Source organism: Methylomonas stagni, assembly GCF_050154735.1.
GTDB lineage: Bacteria > Pseudomonadota > Gammaproteobacteria > Methylococcales > Methylomonadaceae > Methylomonas > Methylomonas koyamae_A.
Genome location: NZ_CP189557.1, coordinates 4,901,467 through 4,922,872 on the forward strand (window position 1 = coordinate 4,901,467; position 21,406 = coordinate 4,922,872).

Genomic DNA, 21,406 nt, shown 5'->3' on the forward strand with positions numbered 1-21,406 from the left:
CGATGCGCTTGAAGGTCGATCAGCTTGCCGGCGCATTGCAAAAAAATCTGGCGCCGGTTTATTGGGTCGGCGGCGACGAGCCGTTGCAGGTGGGCGAGGCGGCCGACGAGGTCCGCGCCGCCGCTCGGCGGGCGGGCTATACGACTCGCGAAGTGGTGTCGGTGGAAACCGGTAACGAGTGGCCGCTTTTGATGGCCGAAGCGGAATCCCTGTCGATATTCTCCGACAAGAAACTGATTGATTTGCGATTGCCGTCCGCCAAGCCGGGTATCGAGGGCGGCAAGGTTTTGGTCGAGTATTGCAAGAAGCGCCCCGACGATACGATTTTACTGATTAGCGCAGGGAAACTGGAAGCGGCTTCATCGAAGTCGCAGTGGTTTCAGGCCCTAGAAAACATCGGCGTCGTGGTGCAGGTTTGGCCGCTGCAAGGTCAAGAGTTTTTGCAATGGTTGCAACGTCGGGCCGAACGCAGAGGGATGCATCTGAGCAGCGAGGCCGTTAGACTATTGGCGTCCAGGGTAGAGGGCAACCTGTTGGCGGCGGCTCAGGAAATCGAAAAACTCTTCATACTGCATGGGGCTGTCACGATAGACAAAGCGGCAATCGAGGGCGATGTCGCCGACAGCTCGCGCTTCGATGTCTTTAAGTTGGTCGAGGCGCTATCGGCGGGCAAGCTGAATCGCGCGGTCAGAATATTGCAGGCATTGCGCGCGGAGGGCGTCGCGGCTCCCGTGGTGTTGTGGGCGATCAGTCGCGAAGCGAGATTGCTTTGGCATCTTCACAGCGAAGCCAAGGTCGGTGGATTGTCCGAGGCGACCTTCAAAAAATACCAGGTTTGGGACAAACGTAAGCAAGGCGTTCAAGAGGCCATGGTTCGAATCAAACCGGCCGAATTGCGAGCCATTCTGTTGGCTTGCGCGGCAACCGACGCCCGCGTCAAAGGCCAAGTCACCGGCGACGAGTGGGAAGGGTTATTCGAAATTTGCCGGCTCTGGGTAAAGCCTTTAAGAACCGGAACCGCCGCCTAATTTGGAAACTGGCGGCGGTTTTGTTTTGCGGATTAAGCGAGTTTGCGTTTGCCGCCGGCCATTAGAGCCAGCAAGCCGGTACCGAACATCCAGACTGCGGCTGGAACTGGAACGGCGGTAAGCTGTAGGTTGCCGTCTGAGGCAAATAGCGCCCCACCAACTTTGCTTTCGCCTTGTACACTGTTGATCGATGTCAAGATAGACACGCCTTTGGTTTTGATAGTAAAGATTGCATCGCCCCCGGCTATGGTGTCTGGAGAATACACATTGTGGTCGTAACCGTTAAGTCCGCCTGTGAAGGAAAGACTCATGTCCTGGTATCCTGAGCCAGAATTGTTGCCGGTAATTTTGACGCTTCCTTCGCCACTCGCAATACTACCGTAAAGGATAGCCGACCCGTTGCTGAACCCAGAGTCCGTGGTGAAATTAAAATCTGGATTTGTGTCGAAATAAAGGCCGACGTTACCAGTGTCTATAGTAAACGTTTGGGTACTGCCATTATTGACGTAGCTCCCTGAAAACGTCGCAATGGCGGTCAATTCGTAACCCGATCCCGAACCAGTGGAATTAAGATTAGGCGCCGCGACTGTTCCAAAATCGAATGAGTGCGAAACAACCGCTGATTGATACCAGCCTTGCATGGTACCGGTTGTTGCGGATGTAGGAGAAAACTTAACCAAGGCTACTCCCAAGCCAAAATCATAGGTGTCGAACTGAGCTACAGTATCTTCGAATCCGTCGCTACCGACAGCCTGGGAGTAATCGGCTGTCCCTACCCATGAGTTAGCAAAGGCGAGCGGGGATGTCATCAGGAGTCCGGTGACGAGGATGGTGTGTTTGAACGTTTTCATCTAGTACCTCTGTTTAAAATTAATGTCCCCCGGATTTTTATAACGCTTTTTGTGAATCAATGCAAATTACAGTTCTAAGACCAAGGAAATATGTTTTACAGTTCGAGATAGAAAAACCATCACGAAAATTTGTGTGAAGTTAGCTAGGAAGCTGGGTGAGTTTTGTGGCGTTTTAACCGGGTTGTTTTCGAGGTTTTTTCGGCCGGTCGCTTGGGCTAGAATGTCCGAGCTTGAATAACCGTAAACAGACGAGGACTTACTTATGGCAGAGTTTAGAAGGTACAAGTGTAAAACTTGCGGCCACATTTACGACGAAAAACTGGGTGATCCGAAAAGCGGCATTGCACCGGGAACCCTTTGGGAAGATGTGCCGGACGATTGGGGTTGTCCGAAATGCGGCGCGATCAAAGTAATGTTTACGCTGATGAAATAGCGGTTCAGCAATTGGACCGCCGTGGTATTTGCGGCGGTCGGCACCGAAAAAGGGCGCGACGGCGCCCTTTTTTGTAGGAGTCAGGCCAGCTTGGCTTTGATAAAGTCGACGAGGTCCCGCATCGCCACATCCTGGCTCGCGGCTTCCCCTCGGCCTTGGTACTCGACGCTGCCGCTATCCAGGCCGCGGTCGCCGATGACGACACGGTGCGGAATACCGATCAATTCCATGTCCGAGAACATGAAACCGGCTCGTACTTTTCTGTCGTCCAACAAGACTTCGATGCCGGCTGCAAGCAAGTCTTGGTAGATTTGTTCGACGGTATCGCGCAATCGGTCGGATTTATACATATTCATCGGACAGATCGCGACCTGAAACGGCGCCAATTCCTTCGGCCAGATAATACCGCGCTCGTCGTGGCCTTGCTCGATGGCGGCGGCGACTACCCGAGAGACTCCGATGCCGTAGCAGCCCATGATCATCGTTTGGTTCTTGCCGGCTTCGTTGACCACGGCCGCTTGCATCGCTTCGCTGTATTTACCGCCCAATTGAAAGATATGGCCGACTTCGATGCCGCGAGCGATAGTCAAGGTGCCGTGCCCGTCAGGGCTGGGATCGCCGTCCACCACTTGGCGAATGTCGCGGAATTCGATGCCGCTCAATGGTCGGTCGCGCTCCCAGTTGACGCCGGTGTAATGGAATCCGGCTTCGTTTGCGCCGCAGACGAAGTCGCTAAGGTTTTCGACGGCGAAATCTGCAATGATGGCGGTTATAGGCCCAGGAAACAGTTTGTGACCTTCGGTAATCGGGCCGATATACCCAGGCCGGCAGCCTAGATGGGTTTCGATTACGGTATCGGTGGCGAAGTCGAAGGCGCCGATGATTTTGTTCAATTTGATCTCGTTCAGTTCGTGGTCGCCGCGCAACAAGATTAAATATTGGAAGTCTTTCGGCTGGCCTAACGGATCGTTACCCTTATGGGTAACGAGCAAGGTTTTAAGTACCTTTTCCGGCGACACGCCCAGAAACTCGCTGACCTCGGCAATGGTTTTCTTGCCGGGGGTGGCCGTTTTTTCGAATGTTTTTTCGGGTGCGGGTCTGTTCAGCGCGGGTCTTATCGTTTCGGCCTTTTCGACATTCGCCGCGTATTCGCTTTCGGTCGAAAAGGCAATCGCATCCTCGCCGGAATCGGCCAGCACGTGGAACTCATGAGAAACTGCCCCGCCGATCGTGCCGGAATCGGCCATCACGGCCCGGAATTTCAGGCCGAATCGGTTGAAGATGTTGGTATAGGTTTGGTACATCACGTCGTAGGTCTGCTGCAAGGACGTTTGATCCAGGTGGAAGGAATAGGCGTCCTTCATGACGAATTCCCGGGAGCGCATCACGCCGAAACGCGGACGGATTTCGTCGCGAAATTTGGTTTGGATTTGATAGTAGGTCACCGGCAGTTGTTTGTAGCTTTTCAACTCGTGGCGGGCCAGATCGGTGATAATCTCCTCGTGCGTCGGGCCCAGGCAGAAATCCCGGTCGTGGCGGTCTTTCATCCGCGCCAATTCCGGGCCGTATTTTTCCCAGCGACCGGTTTCCTGCCAAAGTTCCGCAGGTTGCAACGCCGGCATCAGTACCTCCAGCGCGCCGGATTTATTCATTTCCTCGCGGGTAATTTGTTCAACCTTGCGTAAAATGCGCAGGCCCAACGGTAGCCATGTGTAAATGCCCGCCGCCAGTTTACGAATTAATCCTGCCCGGATCATCAGTTTGTGGCTGGCAATTTCGGCGTCGGCCGGTGTTTCTTTAACGGTGCTGAGGGGAAATTGGCTAGTACGCATGGCGGCCTTCGAAGTAATTAACAAATCGTCTATTTTAACGTTTAAATTGGCGAACGACGACAAGGTTCGCCGATTTCGCGATCACTGTAAGGGGGCTTGGCATTGCCGCGACCGCCGAAATTTGGGAAACTTGAAAAAATAAAAAATCTCACCGGGAACGAAAGGGAAAAATGATTAAAGTCTTGCTGGTTGATGATCATGAGTTGGTTAGGAGCGGTATTCAGGCCTTGTTGTCGGCGGAAACGGACATTGCGGTTGTAGCGGTCTGCAATTGCGGCGAGCAGGCGCTGAAAGTAGTTGAGACGGATCCGCCCGACGTGATTCTGATGGATATCAATATGCCGGGAATGGGCGGCGTTGAAGCGTGTCGACGTATTCTGGCAGCGAATCCGCAAATCAGAATCATTGGAGTATCGGTGCATAACGATGGCCCGATTCCTCAACAATTGCTGAAATTGGGAGTGGTCGGTTTTGTCTCCAAAGGCTCGTCGACAGCGGAGATGGTGGCGGCGATTAAGGCGGTGGCGTCCGGTAAGCGCTACTTGTGTCAAGATGTCGCCAGTAATTTGGCGTTTCAGTTGTTACCAGGCGCCAACCCATCACCTTTTTTGCAACTGTCTTCTCGGGAAGCCGAGGTGGCTCGCCTGATACTGAGCGGTAAAAGTATTCAGGAAATGTCGGCGTTATTGAAAATCAACGACAAGACGATCAATACCTACCGCTATCGTTTGTACGGTAAATTGGGAATCAAGAACGATGTGGAGCTGACCAGGCTCGCCGTCAAATATGACTATTTGGACGGCGTTTGATTGCCAATATTAGTGGAATCCGGGGTCAGACCAGGCCGCGGGCTTTGTCGAACGCATCCCGGAAGTCGAGAAAGACCGGTTGTTCGGATTCCAAGAGCAACTTCAATAGCTCTCTTTGCAACTGATATTTGATGTTGCCGATCGCGAGCGCACCGACGCCAATCGCTCCAGCGGATTGCGCCGCAGATGAAAGTGGTACGGAAGTATCGTTGGGAGCAACGCCTTCGATACCGGATGGTGGAACCGCGTTCACGTCTCCGGCGACTTTCAACTGCTTGGCGTTGGCCAGCACATTGGCGCTGACTACCCGGATTCCGGCCTTGGCTGTACAAAAGATGATATCGGCACTTTCGATTAACGCCGACTTTTCTTCGTCGTTACGTGCCACCGCAGCCGTCATTTTTGCGCCGAAGCGTCGATTGTACTGCTTGGTGGCATCTTTAGCGCTGTCCACAGACAAGTGATCCACCAGTACGGTTTCGGCGCCGTGGGTTGAGGCCAACACGCCGGTGGCAATGCCGACCGGACCGGTGCCGCCGAAAACCAGGGCTTTGCAATCTTTCAATTCCTTGCCGTGTTGGGTTTTCAAGGCTTTTTCGACACAAGCCACCAGGGCCGCCGCCGTGGTGCATGCGCCGCTAGGGTCGGCAAACACCGATACCTGAAACGGCGGCACCATCGCCGGTTTGCACGCTTGAAGCATGTCGATCGCCATGCCCATGTCTCGGCCACCGATGAAAATCGCGGTTTTCTTGACGCCGGACGGTCCTCTGGAAAAGATCACATCCTGCGTCAGGTTGTGGATGTTTTCCAGTTTGACGTTGGAGTAGGGCATTAGCACATCAAAACCCGCGTCGAGTGCCATGTTGATGTCAAACGGGCTGTTGTTTGGCATCGGGTCGAACATGTGGAGTATGCTGCGTTTCGGCATTGTTACCTTACCCTTGGTGATAGGCGGACATGATGACCAGCGCTGTTAGTTTGTCGATTTAATGAACTCGCGCGCGACATCGAACGCGTGTTCAAAGTGCAGGAACAACGGTTGATCGCTTTCCAACATACGTTTCAATAAACGGCTTTGCGCTTGGTATTTGATGTTGCCGATCGCCAGCGCGCCGATACCGACTGCGCCGCTGATAGAACCGGCCAGCGGTTTCCCGTTGTCGAAAGCGTCGACGCCGGCGATACCGGCCGGGGGTACCGCGTTCACATCGGCGGCAACTTTCAATTGCGGGGCTTTAGCAATCAATTCCGCGCTGAGCAATTCTATGCCGGCCGCGCCTGTGGCAAACACTACATCGGCGGTCTGCATGTATTCGGCTTTATCGGCGTCGGCGCCCGCCGAGATTGTGATCTTGCCGTCGCCGAATTCTTCGCTGCATAGTTCGGCGGTGCGTTCGGCCCGGTCCAATTGCCGGCCAATGATCCGAACGTTGGCACCGGCTTGCGCGGCAATTACGGCGGCGGCTTGGCCGACCGGTCCCGTGCCGCCCAGAGCCAGCACATTTTTGCCTTCCAGCGTGGTATCGAACTTGTCCGCCAATTCTTTTTCGACGGCGGCGACCATGCCGGCGGCAGTGGTAAATGCGCCGCTAGGATCGGCGAATACCGAGACTTCAAACGGCGGCACCATGGAGTTTTTCGCACTTTTCAGCATATCCATTGCTTGTTTGGTTTCGCGTCCGCCAATGAAAATCGCGGTGCGCAACAAGCCTTTCGGGCTGCGGGAAAATATCGCGTCTTGAACCAATCCTCTGACTTCGCTCGGTTCGACATTGATATAAGGCACTGCTGAAATCCAGCCGGCGTCCATCGCCATATTGACGTCGAACGGGCTCAAATTTTTGGCTGTGGTCAGCATGTGCAGAATAAAAGGTTTTTCCATGATGGCCTCTGGTATATGAATGTTAGCCGGTTAGTATATGAAAAAGAGTTTGGGATAACAATTCTAGGTGAATTGCCGAAGTTCGCACTATTTCAAGTGCGGCGGCACGTGCGGTTCGATCGCGGCGTACATCAACTGGTGCATCTTCGGATTGCCGGTGATGATGTTTCCGGATTGTAAGTATTTGTCGTTAAAGGAGAAGTCGGTCGCGACGCCGCCGGCCTCCTGAACCAGCAACACGCCGGCCGCGATGTCCCATTCCTTGACGCCGATTTCCCAATACGCATCCAGGCGGCCGCAGGCCACGTAGGCCATGTCCAGCGCGGCCGCGCCGGCGCGGCGGATACCGGCAGAATCGGCGCAAACGGCGCGAAACATGCCCAGATAGGGTTCTATATTTTCCATGGTTTTAAACGGAAAACCGGTGCCTATCAGCGCGCCGCGCATCGAATTTTGTTTGGTGACGCGGATGCGCCGGTTGTTTAACATCGCGCCGCCGCCGCGTTCGGCGGTAAACAACTCGTCCCGAACCGGGTCGTAAATCACGCCCAATTCCAGCTTGTTCTTGTTTTTTAACGCGATGGACACCGCGTACTGAGGAAAGCCGTGTAAATAATTGGTGGTGCCGTCGAGCGGATCGATGACCCAGACGTAATCGTTACCTTTGTGCTCGCCGCTTTCCTCGGCCAGAATGGCGTGCTCCGGGAAGGCAGCCCGTATGATTTTAATGATTTCTTGTTCGGCGGCTCGGTCGACTTCCGAGGCGTAGTCGTTGCGGCTTTTTTGATTGACGGCAAGTTTCTCGATGTTTTGCGACGAGCGTTGGATCAAATCGCCGGCACTCCGCGCGGCGCGGACGGCTATGTTAAGCATCGGATGCATGGGAGCGGATTGGTAATGAGCAGTTGGAAAACCGCGATAGAATAACAAATGTTTTGTTAGAATCGCCGGTTTTTTAGTCGGCCGGGGAATGGATGTTGTTGTCGAATTTTAAGGTCGTGTTGGTGGAAACCTCGCATCCCGGCAATATTGGCGCCGTGGCGCGAGCGATGAAAAACATGGAAATGTTTGAATTACGCTTGGTGGCCCCCAAATATTTCCCTCATGCCGACGCCACGGCCCGCGCGTCCGGTGCCGACGATGTGCTCAGGCACGCCGAAGTCTACACCTGCTTGAGCGAGGCGATAGCCGACTGTCAATTGGTGTTGGGGGCCAGCGCTCGCGATAGAACCATCAGTTGGCCGACGGTCGCCGTCAGGGAAATGGCCGAACGCTGGGGTGGAGCGGCGGCGGCCGATCAAAATGTCGCGCTGGTGTTCGGCCGGGAAAACTCCGGTTTGACGAACCAGGAGCTGGATCTTTGCCATTACTTGCTGAGGATTCCGTGTAACCCGGACTACAGTTCATTAAATCTCGCGGCGGCCGTGCAAGTCGCTTGCTATGAATTATACGTCGCCTCCGGACGCCAGCACCGGAGTGGAGTCGGCGATCAAGGAGAGGAGCCCCTGGCCAGCGCGGAACAAATGGAAGGATTTTACGAGCATCTGTTGCAGACGATGACGGATATTGGATTCCTGCATCCTGAACGCTCAAGATCCATCATGCGCCGTTTGCGACGCCTGTTCAACCGCGCCCAACTCGACACCAAGGAGTTGGATATCTTGAGAGGCATTTTGCGCTTCTCGCAAAACCATAACGCCAAGTGAGCCCACGATGCTAGCCAGACTTAAAGAAGACATCCACTGTGTGTTCGCCCGCGATCCGGCCGCGCAGTCGGTTTTCGAAGTCGTCACGACCTATCCTGGCTTCCATGCGGTGTTGATCCACCGCTGCGGCCATTGGCTGTGGCTACACGGTTTTCGCTGGTTGGCTAGGTATTTGTCGTTTTTGGCGCGCTGGTTAACCGGCATCGAAATTCACCCTGGAGCGAAAATCGGGCGGCGGTTTTTCATAGATCACGGCATGGGCGTGGTAATCGGCGAGACTGCGGTGATCGGTGACGACTGCACTTTGTACCACGGCGTGACCTTGGGCGGCACCAGTTGGAGCAAGGGCAAGCGACATCCGACCTTGGCGAATGGCGTAGTGATTGGGGCTGGCGCCAAGGTTCTAGGCCCGATTGAGATTGGCGAAGGTGCCAGGGTGGGTTCTAATTCAGTCGTCGTCAAGTCGGTGCCGCCGGGGGTTACCGTGGTTGGGATTCCGGCGCATTTGATTGACTCGAAGTCCAAGCAACGGGCCAATCGCGACGCGATGGCTCAGAAAATGGGTTTCGATGCCTATGGTGCGACCGGCGACATGCCGGACCCGATCGCGAACGCCATTAACCTGATGCTGGATCACATTCACCAATTGGATAAGCAGGTGGAAGAAATGCGCGAGCGATTGCGCGCCTCCGGTGTCGAATGTAGAGAACAAGCTGCGTCGAATTTGCAGGCTTGCGAAATCAAGGATCAGCAATGAAAGATCCTTGGTTTGGCCGTGTTGAGGATTTGTCTTAAAATGATTTTAAGAGACATTAAGAAAGCATTGCAGCCCCTCTTGCACACGCCACTGCATCCGCAGTGGTTGGTTTGTGGTCGCAATCTCAAATTGATCGAGTGGTTGTAAGGCTTCGGGGCGATGGCATTGTGTCGGCTATCGGTTGCGCCGGTTGTTGGCCCGAGCGATTTTTGCCGGGGAATTGCCATTACGTTGGGCTCGTCCTGAAACTGCAACGGAGTGGTACCGAACAGCACCGGATATATTTGCCGACGCCGGCCGGCTACCGATTGCGACACAGAGTGTCGATGTCGCGTTGTTGCTGGATGTCCTAGAGCATTTGGATTCTGTCGATCATGCGATTGAGGAAATCGCCAGGATTTTAAAGCCCGGCGGTCGGTTATTGCTTCAAGTGCCTTTTCTATACCCACTCCATGACGAACCACGCGATTTTACGCGGCTTAGCCGACACGGTATTTCTAATCTTCTTCAACGTTACGGGTTGGTGGTTGAACAATGCTTAGCGGTCGGTACGCCAATGGAGACCGCCGGTTTGCTCACAAACATCGCGATCAGCAAAGTCGCCTGGGATTGGGTTTCGAGGAAAAGTCCTTTAATGCCATTGATTCTGGTGATTCCGTTTTTCGTTGTAATCATCAACCTGGCAGCCAAAGTTCTCTCATGGCTGGCTTACGACAACGCTTTTATGCCTTTCAGTTATCAAGTTTCGACTAGCAAGCCTCATTAAATGTGCCTTGAGTTTCGGAGAGTAGACTGCCAAAAATGCATTCTTATGTAGAATACTTGACCGTTTTACTGGGTTTATTTATAGTCGCGTTTACAATAATCATTAATTTGTAAGGGGTTTACCATGCGGCTAACTACTAAAGGACGTTATGCAGTGACGGCGATGTTGGATTTGGCATACCACAGTCAGTCCAACCCGGTGACGCTGACTGATATCGCGACCCGTCAAACCATTTCGCTTTCCTACCTTGAACAGTTGTTCGCGCGCTTGCGCAAGGCCGGAATGGTCAAAGGCGTGCGCGGCCCAGGCGGCGGTTATACCTTGAGTCGCAACGCTCGCGAAATCAATATCGCGGACATCATTGAGGCGGTCGACGAGCCGGTTGATTCCACTAAGTGCGGCGGCAAAGCAAATTGTCACAATGATCAGCCTTGTCTGACGCATGATTTGTGGATGGGGCTCAGCGAGCAGATTCGCGAATATTTGAAGGAAATCAGCCTTGGCCAGTTGTTGGAGCGTGACCTGGTCGGGGAAGTCGCAAAACGCCAAGCTCGGCAGGTTGAGCACGTCATTGATATGCAGCCGATCAAGGAAAAACTCAGCGCTTAATGATTTATTTCGATCACAACGCGACCACGCGTTGCGACGAACGAGTGTCTGAAGCCATGCAGCCGTACCTGAATGCGATGTACGGCAATCCGTCCAGTCTTTACAAGCTTGGACGCATGGCACGAAGCGCGATCGACAGCGCGAGAAATCAAGTCGCTGCTTTGGTGGATGCCGAGCCGGACCAGATTGTCTTTACCAGTGGCGGCACCGAGGCAAACGCATTAGCGCTGGTGAATGCTTGGGAGCGCGGCTTGGCGATCTCTGCAATCGAACACCCGTCGATCTTCGAAAACGCCGACCATCACCGGCGTCTGTTTCGTGATGTGCAGGTTTTGCCGGTTAGCGCTAGCGGCACCGTGAAAGTCGATGCGATAACGGCGATGACTTGGCAATCCGGCGATTTGGCGTCGCTGATGCTGGCCAATAACGAAACCGGTGCAATCCAGCCGGTGGCAACGATTGCCGATCTATTGGCGGAGCGCGGTGTGGCGGTTCATACCGACGCCGTGCAGGCCCTCGGCAAGATGCCGATTTCGTTTCGGAAATTGGGCGTGAAGTTAATGAGTCTTTCCAGCCATAAAATCTACGGGCCTAAGGGGTGTGGAGCCTTGGTGGTTGCCGCCGATTATCACTTTCGTGCTTGGCAGCGGGGTGGCGAACAGGAGTCCGGGCGACGAGCCGGTACCGAGAACGTTGCCGCGATAGTCGGTTTCGGTAAGGCCGCCGAGCTGGCGAAAAACGAACTGGATCAGCGCATTGGGCGGGTTCGGGAACTTAGGCGGCGTCTGGAGGCCGAATTAAGCAAGGTCCCTGGCGTCAAAATATTTGCCGAACACTCGGACCGCCTCGCGAATACTGTTCAGTTCGGCATCGCCGGCGTCAACGGCGAAATGTTACTGATGCAATTAGACAAACTCAATATCGCGGTGTCGAGCGGATCGGCCTGTTCGGCTGGCTCCGAGGCCATCAGTCCGGTGCTGACTGCGATGGCTGTCGAGCCGTTGTATGCCCGGTCCGCGATTCGGGTTAGCTTGGGTAAAGACAATAACGAAGCGCAAATCGACGAATTTATTGCCGGCTTAAAGTCGGCGCTTGCATTGAATCGGGAGTACTAATTATGACTGTTCAAGTCACGGAAAACGCCGCCAAACAAATTCGCAAACAGCTCGAGAAGCGTGGTTCAGGGCTAGGGTTGCGGCTGGGTGTGAAGGCTTCGGGGTGTTCGGGCTACGCCTATGTGTTGGATTATGCCGATCAAGCCGAGGCTGACGAGTTGGTTTTCGATCAGTTCGGTGTCAAACTGTTGGTCAAGCGTATTGATTTAGATAAATTGGACGGTATCGTCCTGGACTACGTTCGGGAAGGCTTTAACGAAACCTTTAAATTTTTGAATCCCAACGTCAAGGCCACGTGTGGTTGCGGTGAAAGCTTTGCCGTTTGAGCGATGCGCTAAAAACGTTCTGGAAGGTGTTTGTTTTTCCGGTATTGCTGATTGAGCGCAATTTGGAGTACCAAGTGCGTTGCTTTTCGATGAGTTTGATTCAGCCGGAAAAACTTTTAGTCCAAAGTTCAAGGAATATTTTCTAAAGCTGACCCCTTTCGGGGGTAAGGCGCCCGCGTATTTGGGCGGGCGCTAGAAGCGGCGTTATTTCATGTTAGCGCCGCAATTACCTTCCATTTTTTTGCCTTCGGCGGCTTTGTCCCCGGATGCCGCAGGTTTGTTTCCGGCGCATTTGCCTTCGGTAGCGGTTTTGTCGGGGGTTTTCTTCATCATTGCGGCGCCGCATTTGCCTTCACCGCAAGAGCCATCCTTCATTTTATCCGCCGCCGCGTCGGGTTTGGCTTCAGCAGTGAGCATGTACCCTGAGCCTAGATCGGTTAAAGCGAACGGATTGCTCTCGGCTTGTGCCGCATTCATACCCAAGGTTGGCAACAGGGATGCGCCGATGGCGATAGCGAACGGGGTTTTATGGATTTTTTTCATATAGTCTCCTGGAAAAGTCGATACATATTAAGCGGTTGTTAAGTCAAAACCCGCATTGTCGGCGCAAGCTTTTTAGTAATATCACAAAAATGTCCGGTAAAGTAAAGACGGGTTGACGAGCGCTATTAGCGATATACTGCGCGCCCAACAGGTTAAGCTAACGTTCGGACATTTCGATTCTGACATGAAACCAATCACGCAAATTCAACTGCTGGGTTCCGAAGTGCTGCGTCGGCAAGCGCAGCCTGTTGATGATTTTTCCAGTAGCGAGTTCCACGAATTATTAGAGGAAATGCAGTCGGCAATGCTCGCCGAAGGCGGTGTGGGAATCGCCGCGCCACAATTGGGGGTGTCGCTGCAAGTTTTGATTATTGCATCGCGGCCGACACCTCGTTATCCGCTGGCACCGGAAATGGCGCCATTGGTGATGGTCAATCCTGGGTTCGAAGTACTTAATGCCGAAATGCGCAAGGATTGGGAAGGCTGTTTGAGCGTACCCGGTATTCGTGCGCTCGTGCCGCGTTATCAATCCATTGATGTTCGGTATCGCGACGTTCATGGCGCCTCTCAACGCCTGGCGTTGCGTGACTTTCCTGCCAGAGTGTTTCAGCACGAATTCGATCACTTGTTGGGTTTGGTCTATTTGGATCGGGTCGAAAACAATCGGGATATCATTTCCGAGGCAGAGTTTTTCAATCGAGTAGCGGTGCAAGGTGAGTGATGAGAATAATTTGGATGATTTTCGGCTGGCTGACGAGCGTGTGTGTCTGGGCGGCAACGCCGCTGCCGGTTAGCGAAGTTGCTCCAGGGGTTTACGTACACTTGTCCGCGCACCATTGGCCGGATCGAGCCAACCATGGCGAGATCGCCAATATCGGGTTTATCGTCGGCGACAAATGCGTGGCGGTGATCGATAGCGGTGGTAGCCCTCGGCAGGGAATTGCCCTGCGCGACGCGGTCAAACAACTTACCGATAAGCCGATTTGCTATGTGATCAACACCCATGTGCATCCCGATCACATCTACGGTAACCGTGCCTTCAAGGACGAACCGGGCGTGCGTTTCGTCGGTCATCACAAACTGGCGCGGGCCATGGCGACCCGCGGCGAGCATTACCTGAGTCGGGCTGAAGAGGTGCTGGACATCCACGTCAATCAAGACAATATCATACCCCCAGACTTGCAGGTCAAGGATACGATGACCTTGAACCTCGGGAATCGCGACCTTGTGCTGACAGCTCATCCCACGGCGCACACCGATAACGATCTTAGCGTGTACGATAAAAACACAGACACTATGTGGCTAGCCGATTTGTTGTTTTTGGAGCATATTCCAGTCATTGATGGCAGTATCAGGGGCTGGCTAGCCGAATTGGAAAGATTGGAGCATCGTCGCTATCGCTTGGTGATTCCAGGACATGGTCGCGTGGTTAACGATTGGCCTGCGGCCATGCAGCCGGAAAAGCGGTATTTGGCCGAACTGTCCGACGAGCTAAGAGCGATGATCAAGCAGGGCAAAACATTGGAGCAGGCGGTGTCTTCGGCTGGATTAGCCGCAAAAAGCCGTTGGCAATTGTTCGAACAGTTCCATCGCAAAAACGTTACCATCGCTTTCGCCGAGCTGGAATGGGAAGACTGATTGATTACCTGGGGAGATTTAAACCATGCATTATGTATCTCGATTGGCGGCCGCGTCGGTTTTGTTGATTTCGGCGGTTAGCGTTCACGCGGAAGGCGACGACCTGACTTGGAATATGGTGTTGAAAGACCAGTTTTTCGCGGGCAAGAGCATTGAAGAAAGCTCGGACGTTATTGAGCTGGAAGCGCCGTATCGTGCCGAGGACCCGGCGATCGTGCCGTTGAAGGTCACGAGTAAGATTCCTCAGGCCAAAGACAAGTTCGTCAAAAAAATTTGGTTGTTCGTCGATAAGAACCCGTTTCCATTCGTTGGCGAATTCGAGTTCTTCCCGGAGAGCGGTAAAGCCGAGTTGGCGATGCGGGTCAGGGTCAATACCTATAGCAACATTCGCGCGGTTGCACAAACCAGCGACGGCAAGTTCACGATGACTAAAAAGTTCGTCAAGGCCAGCGGTGGCTGTTCGGCACCCATTGGAGCCGATTTGGACGAAGCGCTTAAGCGGATCGGCAAGGTTAAATTCCGTTTGGACGGAGGCGTGCAAACCGGGCAACCGACCTTGGCTCAACTAATGATCAGTCATCCGAATCTGACCGGCATGCAGATGGATCAGGTGACTCGCTTCATCCGCAAATCGCAGTTTGTCGACCAATTGAAGGTCAGTTTCAATGACAAGCCGGTGCTGAACGCTAAGATCGACATTGCAATTAGCGCGGACCCGAATTTTCGTTTTTATTTCGTCCCCGATAAACCGGGCGAATTGAAAGCGGAGTTTTCCGATATTTCTTGTGAGTCGCCGACCAGTCGAAACGTGTGTAGCAAAGGGACCAACTATGTCCAAAGCTATCAGGTAAGTCCTTGAGTCCGCTGATTCGCGCGTTTGTGTTGGTTGGAGTGTCGTCGATAGGCCTTGTTGTGTCCGTCGATGCGCTGGCGATGCGTTGTGGGCATAAATTGGTCCGAATTGGTGATCACAAAGCCGATGTTTTGGCGAAGTGCGGTGAGCCGGATGGTGTGGAAGAGCGCACTGCCGTGCGCGGTACACGGTTTCGCCATCCTTACGGTGCATTGGAAATCGATCAATTCGAAGAAGTCGTTATTGAGGAATGGACCTACAATTTCGGGCGTAGAAAGTTTCAGCAACTTCTGGAGTTCGAAAACGGCGAATTAAAAAATATCCAAGATCTCGGGTATGGGTATTGAGCGAGATACGATTCCGACTTCAACGGCCGCAGGCTAGTCTACGAATTCGGGGTGGCAGAATATGTACGACGCATTTCCGCCTGCTTGGTTGGGGTAGCTTACTCGTGCTCGGATGCGAGCCACGTCTGTTTAGAAGAGAAGACTGTCCGAGAACCTTGCTTCTTTGAGCGAGCCGCTAAACGACGCGAACCAAAGCTCTGCTTATTTTTGGTAAAAATCTGCCGCATTTTTTCGGCAGGTTGTGGATCGTGTCGTTTGTGGCCGCCATCTTGCCGGACGTTGAGCCAGGCATAGTAATCACTGGTGTTCCCTGCTCACTTCACTGAGCGCGGTCCCGGAGATGTCTTCTGTTGTGCTTGAATAAATCCGTGCATTACTCGGCTTCTTTCGCGAAGAAGACGGCGGCCTCTTTTTATATTTCGCGCGCCATGCGCAGTTCTGATAGCGTATAAACAAGCTCTAAGCTGCATTGACGTCAAGCTGGGGTGTAATAAGGCTTTTCTTTTTTAAAAAGAGACTATAATTGTCGATTCGAGTATGTTGCAGTAACAAAGCACAATTGGACATGTAGGGAGATAGTATGCTTATCTTGACCCGTAGAGTGGGAGAGACCTTGATGATTGGTGACGATGTGACTGTTACAGTTCTCGGGGTGAAAGGCAATCAGGTTCGTATCGGCGTTAATGCCCCTAAGGACGTTTCGGTTCACAGGGAAGAAATCTACGAGAGGATCAAGAAAGAGCAATCCGAAGCGAGTAACGCGGAGAGTTGATAGAGTTTTAGGAGAGATGGCCGAGAGGCCGAAGGCGCTCCCCTGCTAAGGGAGTATGGGCCAAAAGCCCATCGAGGGTTCGAATCCCTCTCTCTCCGCCACTAAAATAAAAAATAAGTTGTAAATTCTTTTAAAATCATTGATAATAAGCGGCTCAAATAAGCGCCCGTAGCTCAGCTGGATAGAGTACACGGCTACGAACCGTGCGGTCGGGAGTTCGAATCTCTCCGGGCGCGCCATTTGAGCATTGGTATTACCGAATTAATCCCCTGTAGCTCAGTCGGTAGAGCGGGTGACTGTTAATCACTAGGTCGGCGGTTCGAGCCCGTCCGGGGGAGCCAAATAAATCAAGGGCTTACATGAAAATGTAGGCCCTTTTTTTCATCTGAAGTTTTCCGGGCAACCTCTGGGCAACTTTCAAAAGTAATCCATACCCTTAAATCGAATGACTGACAGCAAAAATCTTTTTTTGCGAAACAGATTTATCCCAGCATTTTTTCCAAAAATCCAAATCGTTTGGCAATGCCAAGTAGCGCAACATTAACACAACCGTCATGTTCAGCCCTGAGTCGCCAGTAAGTTTTCCAATGCATACCTTTTGGCTTGGTGCCGTTGGGATTTAAAATTCCACGATGCCAACCTAATTTGTCACGAATTTTATCGGCTCGCCGTGCAAATCGATCATCTTTTGTTTCCCTTTGGCAAGCGTATGCAAGTTCGTAACAATGGCGGCAAGCAAAAATACCAGCACTGCCAAGATAAAGTAATGCCACTCGACGGTTACACCCATCGGCCGGGCACCTAAACCAAGCACGCTGTCCACCATAATGACAGCCTGACCAGTCAAGATTTACTGGATAACGTTTATTTTCCCAGGCCTCACCTGCCCGCTGATGGCGATAATCGAGAATGACATAGCTTGCATGACCAAGTATTTGGATTGAGCCGATGTTCTCGCCATTGGACAACCAACTTGTAGTGAATGACATTCCTGGTTTTAAGCAACCATCCTGTTGCAATCGTCTTACATCAAGAGCTATAAAATCATTGGTTGTGTCTTTGCCGCCTTGATTCCGTCGTCCGTTACCTATACCGCTCATAAAATTCCCCAGATTTTGCCGAAATCATTAAGTAAATTGAATGACTGGTATTCAATAAAATGTGCGGAATACCAGTCATACCAAGCCCTACAGGCTATTCAGCAGGATTCGGATTTGCTCGATTTCTCAGCTCTTTTAGCTTTAAAAGCATCGCCAAAGTATGTTCAAATTTACGATCCAGGTGTATTTCGTAGCGATTTAGCTTTTCCATTCGCTGCGGATGCAGGCCTTCACCTAAAGTTTGGGCTTTTATGGCCGGTTGATACCTTGCTTCTTTTTCCATTCGCATACAGATCGGTTCCAATGCTTCTCGAATAAATTGTTCTAAACCGTCTGCGGTAGCAGGATACCGCAAACCATCAACTACACGCCCTTCATGCCGTTTTAACCACCAACCAAGTCGGGTTTTATTGATGCTGCCATCCTTTTCGCCGGCGATTTCTCTAATAACATCCAGGAAAGCCTCTTCATCAAAGCCTATGCGTTTCAATGCATCCCTAATCATGATCGGCTCGTTTTCAAAACGGTTATGCCAGCAATGCAGCATGTGGCCGAGTTGTTCGCGATCAGGATCATCAAGCATGCATTCAAACATGCAGGCTGCCGGGTCGGGTAAACCAAGCCAGAGTAAAGGCTGGCGACATAGGTTTAACCAATCTGAATAAGTCGTAATGTTTTTACACTCCGTCTTTGGCTGACCAGCGCACAGCCAAGCGCGGATGATCGTCAATACAAGGGATATGAAGTGTCCACGATTATGTCTAACTTCCAATACACGCTCAAGCCTGAGTGCTGCTGCGGTTTGAAATGTTCAAGCCATCGCCGCTGCGTGATGGTCAGCGTGGCTTCGGATACCCTCTACGACGACACCGGCAACGACCTGCTGCAAGGTTTGGGCGGCAGCGACATCCTGCTGGCCAATCGCGGCGGCGACAATCTGCTGTACGCCGACCAACAGCAAGGCTTCCAAACGCTGTACGACCAAGGCCAAACCGCTGCGGGTACAGGTTTGCGCGGCGACCTGCTCGCCAGCGGCACGGGCAACGATCAACTCTATGGCAGCACCGGCCAGGATATATTGGCCGGCAGCGACGGCGCCGACGTGTTGGTGGGTGGGGGCGATGACGACATGCTCTACGGCGACGGCGGTATCGCCAACCCAAGTGGGAGTTGGTCCGTGACCCAAGTCGCCGAGCTGGACGAAGACGGCGTGACTCATCACCGCAAGCAACTCAACAGGGCCGTCGTTCAGGCGGCGGCGTTGGGTGGTAACGACATTCTGTACGGCGGCAACGGCAACGACCTGTTGGACGGCGGCCAGGGCAACGACGTGTTGGACGGCGGGGCCGGCCGCGACATCCTGCAAGGCGGCCTAGGTAACGACGTACTCTACGCCGATGAACAAAACGCCGAAGAGGGGTTGGGCTCGGTCCCGGCCGATCGTCTGGGCGACTTTCTCAGCGGCGGTAGCGGTGACGACATGCTGATCGGCGGCGGCCGTTCCGACGCGCTGATGGGCGGCGAAGGTAGCGACTGGCTGGAAGGCGGCGCCGGCAACGACATCATTTTTGCGGATGCCGACTACACCACCCAAGCCAACGACTGGACCTTCGCCAAAACCGACCAGACCTACCCCTTCGCCGACTCGACTCGGCCCAACCTGAACGGCGTCGGCCTCGGTCCGGTGAACGGCTCACTCGATACCGAGACGGTAACCAAGCGCCGGAATGCTGCAAACGAGGCCGCTTGGCCGCTAGCGGCGCGATCCAGAAAATGCGCGTAAATGCGCAAGCTGTTGCAAAAAACGAAACGAATGGTACTAAAGGGTTATGGTAACGAGTTAATCTGTTAGACAAAATCGACCAACCCTGCCAAGGGGCCGTGTCAGAACCAACGGCGACGACCTGATAATGGATGTTCCGCAATTGGACAAGCATCATTAGTGGAAGCGATTAAAAAAACTGATGGAGATTTATATGAGTTTGAATAGTTTGAAAATACGGCGCAATGCCCTATGGTTATTGCGCCTTACGGCCTTGGTTGTTGTGCCTTACGGCCTTGTGAAGGCCGACATAGTAAAGATTGTTACTCAACCAAGCATTATAAATATCGGCTTTGTAAAAGAACCATCAAGAGAATTAAAAGTAAATTTTCCAATGTGCGATGTTTTTTTGAGAGTTACTTGGCTAGACAAAGAAAAGAAAATTGGTTATACCGAATATGATCTTTATAAATCCGACGGAAGTAAAGATGGAATGCATAATTTGGCTTTAATACACCTTGATTCTAATTGGCCAAGTTTTAGATATAACATAGAAACTTGGCGAGATGAAAATAAGCTTAAAAAGTTATCAGCCTTAATAATAAATGGAAGAATTAAAACAATAATTGGAGAATACAATCTAATTATAAACGGAGAAGATGGTGCTAGCACCACTGTTCCCAGTACTTCTTTAGAGTTAACGCTTAGCAATAATAAGTTAAATGTATGTGTCCCATTTCCTGATGGAAAAAGAATGTGGATAGCAGAGGAAAAGAGAGTAGATAAAGTTTACGAAAAACAAGAAATAAACAAAAAGATGGAGAAGTTGAAGCCATGGATTTCAGATGTTTTTCCGGTAGGCGCTTATCTTTTAAACTCATATAGCTCTGTTATAGATATAAACTTTGATGGGGTTGAAGACTATTTTGGAGCGGCTATTACAGTATATTCAAGCGGAAATAGATATTATAGAATGCAGCTAATGTGGGCTCATGAATATGATGACAATTATGGCGAATTTTATTTTCCGCAAATAAAAAAGACATGCCGAATTATATTTTGGTCATTTTACCTGACAACTGATGGAAAAAACTATTTCCTAAACAATCAATGCAACTTAACAAAACTAACTCAGAAAGGCGAATAGAATGGGAAACATCAACTGGAGCAAATCAACAAATTTTTATGATGAAAAGAACTCGCTAATTAACGCCAATGTGAATCAAGGCCGTAAGGCGTAATAACCAACGGGCATTACGCCGTATTTAACCAACTTACCATTGATACTAAACAAATGGATTACCGGCGAATTTGGCATCCTGGCGGAACCTATTTTTTTACTATCAATTTGTTACAACGAAAAAATAACGATTTGTTGGTAAGGCATATTCAATCTTTACGGGAATCAATCAGAACCGTGAAAGCTCATCACCCGTTCAAAATTCACGGTTGGGTGGTATTACCTGAGCACATGCATTGCTTGATTGAGCTACCGGAAAACGATATTGACTACGCCACCCGAATACGTTTGATAAAAATTGGATTGTCCAAAGCAATACCAAAAACTGAGCGCAGATCGAATATCAGAATCACGAGAGGCGAACGTGGTATTTGGCAACGGCGTTATTGGGAACACCTGATACGGGATGAAGCCGATTTTCAAGCGCACATGAATTATATCCATTACAACCCGGTGAAACATGGCTTGGTAAAGCAAGTAAAAGACTGGCCATATTCTACCTTTCCTCGATGGGTCGAGCGTGGTGTTTATCCTTTAAATTGGGCAGGAATTGACGGAGATTTATATCATTTTGAGTAATCGAAAAATAATACGGCGCAATGCCCTTTGGTTATTGCGCCTTACGGCCTTGATAAAGCCCAATAAAAAAGCAAAGCCAATCACACAAGAGTGGTTTGTTGGGCCAAAAATCGTGATTCATCTCAAAGATATTTTAAATAAATGGCCGCCGATTGGACTTTTGGACAGGCGTAGCCTAAAAATCTTTCCGCGATAATGCGCTAACGCGGATTGTTACCGGCCACGTCAGTCGGATGCAATAAAACGCAACAGCCACTCACTTAAAGCCTCTAACTAAATTTTATGGAACCGATCATCAACAGGGAACGTGCTTGCCGGATACTGACCAGCTTGCACGATATAGTGTGTCGATACATTCTGCTCCTTTGGGAAGTGGAGGCGCTTTGGATGTCGACGGGTATAACCGAGATTAATATGAAATTGAATACGACGGCAAAAGCATCCATACGGTGCCG

General features: G+C 51.7%; 25 protein-coding genes and 3 tRNA genes. 20 read left to right on the plus strand and 8 right to left on the minus strand.

All coding sequences use genetic code 11. The features are described from left to right. Positions 1-2 precede the first annotated feature (2 nt). A complete protein-coding gene (holA, locus tag ACP4CD_RS22455) occupies positions 3-1,028 on the plus strand; it encodes a DNA polymerase III subunit delta (RefSeq protein ID WP_064029324.1) in 1,026 nt (341 codons plus the stop codon). A 32-nt stretch (positions 1,029-1,060) separates the two neighbouring features. Here holA and pepA read toward each other — a convergent pair whose 3' ends face one another. Beyond that, the gene (gene pepA, locus ACP4CD_RS22460; protein WP_064029327.1) at positions 1,061-1,879 is read right to left on the minus strand and encodes a flocculation-associated PEP-CTERM protein PepA; all 819 of its coding nucleotides are present in this window, start codon (positions 1,877-1,879) and stop codon (positions 1,061-1,063) included. Between the two features lie 262 nt (positions 1,880-2,141). On the opposite strand from pepA, the gene ACP4CD_RS22465 reads away from it, so the two are divergent. Then, a complete protein-coding gene (locus ACP4CD_RS22465; RefSeq protein ID WP_082885552.1) occupies positions 2,142-2,312 on the plus strand; it encodes a rubredoxin in 171 nt (56 codons plus the stop codon). An 80-nt stretch (positions 2,313-2,392) separates the two neighbouring features. Here ACP4CD_RS22465 and ACP4CD_RS22470 read toward each other — a convergent pair whose 3' ends face one another. Then, complete coding sequence (locus ACP4CD_RS22470) at positions 2,393-4,144, minus strand: proline--tRNA ligase (protein ID WP_426992717.1); 1,752 nt, start codon at positions 4,142-4,144, stop codon at positions 2,393-2,395. Between the two features lie 170 nt (positions 4,145-4,314). Here ACP4CD_RS22470 and ACP4CD_RS22475 point away from each other — a divergent pair, with 170 nt between their 5' ends. Then, complete coding sequence (locus ACP4CD_RS22475; protein WP_064029334.1) at positions 4,315-4,953, plus strand: response regulator; 639 nt, start codon at positions 4,315-4,317, stop codon at positions 4,951-4,953. 25 nt (positions 4,954-4,978) lie between these two features. Here the strand turns inward: ACP4CD_RS22475 and ACP4CD_RS22480 are convergent, their stop codons facing one another. From ACP4CD_RS22480 to ACP4CD_RS22490, 3 genes are all read right to left on the minus strand, one after another. Continuing rightward, the gene (locus ACP4CD_RS22480; protein ID WP_426992718.1) at positions 4,979-5,884 is read right to left on the minus strand and encodes an NAD(P)-dependent methylenetetrahydromethanopterin dehydrogenase; all 906 of its coding nucleotides are present in this window, start codon (positions 5,882-5,884) and stop codon (positions 4,979-4,981) included. A 45-nt stretch (positions 5,885-5,929) separates the two neighbouring features. Beyond that, on the minus strand, positions 5,930-6,838 hold the full coding sequence (locus ACP4CD_RS22485; RefSeq protein ID WP_064029338.1) for an NAD(P)-dependent methylenetetrahydromethanopterin dehydrogenase: 909 nt from the start codon (positions 6,836-6,838) through the stop codon (positions 5,930-5,932). A gap of 87 nt (positions 6,839-6,925) precedes the next feature. After that, on the minus strand, positions 6,926-7,720 hold the full coding sequence (locus ACP4CD_RS22490) for an inositol monophosphatase family protein (protein ID WP_064029340.1): 795 nt from the start codon (positions 7,718-7,720) through the stop codon (positions 6,926-6,928). A gap of 95 nt (positions 7,721-7,815) precedes the next feature. Between ACP4CD_RS22490 and ACP4CD_RS22495 the strand changes: the two genes are divergently transcribed. The 6 genes from ACP4CD_RS22495 to ACP4CD_RS22520 all read left to right on the plus strand — a co-directional run bounded on the left by ACP4CD_RS22495 (position 7,816) and on the right by ACP4CD_RS22520 (position 12,117). Continuing rightward, positions 7,816-8,544 carry an RNA methyltransferase gene (locus ACP4CD_RS22495; protein WP_426994722.1) on the plus strand — a complete coding sequence of 243 codons (729 nt, stop codon included), beginning with the start codon at positions 7,816-7,818 and terminating at the stop codon, positions 8,542-8,544. Between the two features lie 7 nt (positions 8,545-8,551). After that, positions 8,552-9,301: a serine O-acetyltransferase gene (gene cysE / locus ACP4CD_RS22500; protein ID WP_071160397.1), complete on the plus strand. Its 750-nt coding sequence runs from the start codon at positions 8,552-8,554 to the stop codon at positions 9,299-9,301. Between the two features lie 193 nt (positions 9,302-9,494). Beyond that, positions 9,495-10,067, plus strand: a complete 573-nt coding sequence (locus ACP4CD_RS22505) for a class I SAM-dependent methyltransferase (RefSeq protein WP_426992719.1) — start codon at positions 9,495-9,497, stop codon at positions 10,065-10,067. A gap of 123 nt (positions 10,068-10,190) precedes the next feature. Further along, positions 10,191-10,676 (plus strand): Fe-S cluster assembly transcriptional regulator IscR, encoded by a 486-nt coding sequence (iscR, locus tag ACP4CD_RS22510; RefSeq protein WP_064029346.1) that lies wholly within the window; start codon positions 10,191-10,193, stop codon positions 10,674-10,676. Further along, positions 10,676-11,791, plus strand: a complete 1,116-nt coding sequence (locus tag ACP4CD_RS22515) for a cysteine desulfurase family protein (RefSeq protein ID WP_426992720.1) — start codon at positions 10,676-10,678, stop codon at positions 11,789-11,791. The genes iscR and ACP4CD_RS22515 overlap by 1 nt, the downstream gene beginning before the upstream one ends. Positions 11,792-11,793: 2 nt before the next feature. Beyond that, positions 11,794-12,117 carry a HesB/IscA family protein gene (locus ACP4CD_RS22520; RefSeq protein WP_064029351.1) on the plus strand — a complete coding sequence of 108 codons (324 nt, stop codon included), beginning with the start codon at positions 11,794-11,796 and terminating at the stop codon, positions 12,115-12,117. Between the two features lie 204 nt (positions 12,118-12,321). Here ACP4CD_RS22520 and ACP4CD_RS22525 read toward each other — a convergent pair whose 3' ends face one another. Beyond that, complete coding sequence (locus tag ACP4CD_RS22525) at positions 12,322-12,660, minus strand: HvfA family oxazolone/thioamide-modified RiPP metallophore (protein ID WP_064029353.1); 339 nt, start codon at positions 12,658-12,660, stop codon at positions 12,322-12,324. Positions 12,661-12,844: 184 nt separating this feature from the next. Between ACP4CD_RS22525 and def the strand changes: the two genes are divergently transcribed. The 8 genes from def (at position 12,845) to ACP4CD_RS22565 (ending at position 16,611) form a co-directional block, all read left to right on the plus strand. Continuing rightward, positions 12,845-13,381, plus strand: coding sequence for a peptide deformylase (gene def, locus ACP4CD_RS22530; protein ID WP_426992721.1), 537 nt, complete (start codon positions 12,845-12,847; stop codon positions 13,379-13,381). Then, positions 13,381-14,298 (plus strand): quinoprotein relay system zinc metallohydrolase 2, encoded by a 918-nt coding sequence (locus ACP4CD_RS22535; protein ID WP_426992723.1) that lies wholly within the window; start codon positions 13,381-13,383, stop codon positions 14,296-14,298. Before def ends, ACP4CD_RS22535 begins: the two co-directional genes overlap by 1 nt. 25 nt (positions 14,299-14,323) lie before the next feature. Then, entirely contained in the window at positions 14,324-15,157 is an 834-nt protein-coding gene (locus ACP4CD_RS22540; protein ID WP_426992725.1) for a quinoprotein dehydrogenase-associated SoxYZ-like carrier, read from the plus strand. Further along, entirely contained in the window at positions 15,154-15,498 is a 345-nt protein-coding gene (locus tag ACP4CD_RS22545; protein ID WP_231883677.1) for a DUF2845 domain-containing protein, read from the plus strand. The genes ACP4CD_RS22540 and ACP4CD_RS22545 overlap by 4 nt, the downstream gene beginning before the upstream one ends. 580 nt (positions 15,499-16,078) lie before the next feature. Further along, positions 16,079-16,270, plus strand: a complete 192-nt coding sequence (gene csrA, locus ACP4CD_RS22550) for a carbon storage regulator CsrA (protein ID WP_064029361.1) — start codon at positions 16,079-16,081, stop codon at positions 16,268-16,270. Between the two features lie 10 nt (positions 16,271-16,280). Next, positions 16,281-16,371 (plus strand) — tRNA-Ser (locus ACP4CD_RS22555). 61 nt (positions 16,372-16,432) lie between these two features. After that, positions 16,433-16,509, plus strand: a tRNA-Arg gene (locus ACP4CD_RS22560). A 26-nt stretch (positions 16,510-16,535) separates the two neighbouring features. After that, positions 16,536-16,611: transfer RNA gene (locus tag ACP4CD_RS22565), tRNA-Asn, on the plus strand. A 141-nt stretch (positions 16,612-16,752) separates the two neighbouring features. Here ACP4CD_RS22565 and ACP4CD_RS22570 read toward each other — a convergent pair. Next, positions 16,753-17,370 (minus strand): hypothetical protein, encoded by a 618-nt coding sequence (locus tag ACP4CD_RS22570; RefSeq protein ID WP_083386173.1) that lies wholly within the window; start codon positions 17,368-17,370, stop codon positions 16,753-16,755. A 94-nt stretch (positions 17,371-17,464) separates the two neighbouring features. Then, positions 17,465-18,100, minus strand: a complete 636-nt coding sequence (locus ACP4CD_RS22575) for a hypothetical protein (protein ID WP_426992728.1) — start codon at positions 18,098-18,100, stop codon at positions 17,465-17,467. Between the two features lie 15 nt (positions 18,101-18,115). On the opposite strand from ACP4CD_RS22575, the gene ACP4CD_RS22580 reads away from it, so the two are divergent. The 3 genes from ACP4CD_RS22580 to ACP4CD_RS22590 all read left to right on the plus strand — a co-directional run bounded on the left by ACP4CD_RS22580 (position 18,116) and on the right by ACP4CD_RS22590 (position 20,951). Beyond that, entirely contained in the window at positions 18,116-19,153 is a 1,038-nt protein-coding gene (locus ACP4CD_RS22580; protein WP_426992730.1) for a calcium-binding protein, read from the plus strand. 193 nt (positions 19,154-19,346) lie between these two features. Continuing rightward, complete coding sequence (locus ACP4CD_RS22585; RefSeq protein ID WP_426992731.1) at positions 19,347-20,279, plus strand: hypothetical protein; 933 nt, start codon at positions 19,347-19,349, stop codon at positions 20,277-20,279. A gap of 147 nt (positions 20,280-20,426) precedes the next feature. After that, positions 20,427-20,951 carry an REP-associated tyrosine transposase gene (locus tag ACP4CD_RS22590; protein ID WP_426992733.1) on the plus strand — a complete coding sequence of 175 codons (525 nt, stop codon included), beginning with the start codon at positions 20,427-20,429 and terminating at the stop codon, positions 20,949-20,951. Positions 20,952-21,406 lie beyond the last annotated feature (455 nt).

Bases quoted from the DNA above. Each gene is read 5' to 3' on its own strand.
- csrA (WP_064029361.1), top strand. From the start codon at position 16,079: ATGCTTATCTTGACCCGTAGAGTGGGAGAGACCTTGATGATTGGTGAC.
- ACP4CD_RS22535 (WP_426992723.1), top strand. From the start codon at position 13,381: ATGAGAATAATTTGGATGATTTTCGGCTGGCTGACGAGCGTGTGTGTC.
- ACP4CD_RS22515 (WP_426992720.1), top strand. From the start codon at position 10,676: ATGATTTATTTCGATCACAACGCGACCACGCGTTGCGACGAACGAGTG.
- ACP4CD_RS22520 (WP_064029351.1), top strand. From the start codon at position 11,794: ATGACTGTTCAAGTCACGGAAAACGCCGCCAAACAAATTCGCAAACAG.
- iscR (WP_064029346.1), top strand. From the start codon at position 10,191: ATGCGGCTAACTACTAAAGGACGTTATGCAGTGACGGCGATGTTGGAT.
- ACP4CD_RS22570 (WP_083386173.1), bottom strand. From the start codon at position 17,370: ATGAGCGGTATAGGTAACGGACGACGGAATCAAGGCGGCAAAGACACA.
- ACP4CD_RS22540 (WP_426992725.1), top strand. From the start codon at position 14,324: ATGCATTATGTATCTCGATTGGCGGCCGCGTCGGTTTTGTTGATTTCG.
- ACP4CD_RS22485 (WP_064029338.1), bottom strand. From the start codon at position 6,838: ATGGAAAAACCTTTTATTCTGCACATGCTGACCACAGCCAAAAATTTG.
- holA (WP_064029324.1), top strand. From the start codon at position 3: ATGCGCTTGAAGGTCGATCAGCTTGCCGGCGCATTGCAAAAAAATCTG.
- ACP4CD_RS22470 (WP_426992717.1), bottom strand. From the start codon at position 4,144: ATGCGTACTAGCCAATTTCCCCTCAGCACCGTTAAAGAAACACCGGCC.
- ACP4CD_RS22585 (WP_426992731.1), top strand. From the start codon at position 19,347: ATGAGTTTGAATAGTTTGAAAATACGGCGCAATGCCCTATGGTTATTG.
- ACP4CD_RS22590 (WP_426992733.1), top strand. From the start codon at position 20,427: ATGGATTACCGGCGAATTTGGCATCCTGGCGGAACCTATTTTTTTACT.
- ACP4CD_RS22480 (WP_426992718.1), bottom strand. From the start codon at position 5,884: ATGCCGAAACGCAGCATACTCCACATGTTCGACCCGATGCCAAACAAC.
- ACP4CD_RS22525 (WP_064029353.1), bottom strand. From the start codon at position 12,660: ATGAAAAAAATCCATAAAACCCCGTTCGCTATCGCCATCGGCGCATCC.
- pepA (WP_064029327.1), bottom strand. From the start codon at position 1,879: ATGAAAACGTTCAAACACACCATCCTCGTCACCGGACTCCTGATGACA.
- def (WP_426992721.1), top strand. From the start codon at position 12,845: ATGAAACCAATCACGCAAATTCAACTGCTGGGTTCCGAAGTGCTGCGT.
- cysE (WP_071160397.1), top strand. From the start codon at position 8,552: ATGCTAGCCAGACTTAAAGAAGACATCCACTGTGTGTTCGCCCGCGAT.
- ACP4CD_RS22475 (WP_064029334.1), top strand. From the start codon at position 4,315: ATGATTAAAGTCTTGCTGGTTGATGATCATGAGTTGGTTAGGAGCGGT.
- ACP4CD_RS22490 (WP_064029340.1), bottom strand. From the start codon at position 7,720: ATGCATCCGATGCTTAACATAGCCGTCCGCGCCGCGCGGAGTGCCGGC.
- ACP4CD_RS22465 (WP_082885552.1), top strand. From the start codon at position 2,142: ATGGCAGAGTTTAGAAGGTACAAGTGTAAAACTTGCGGCCACATTTAC.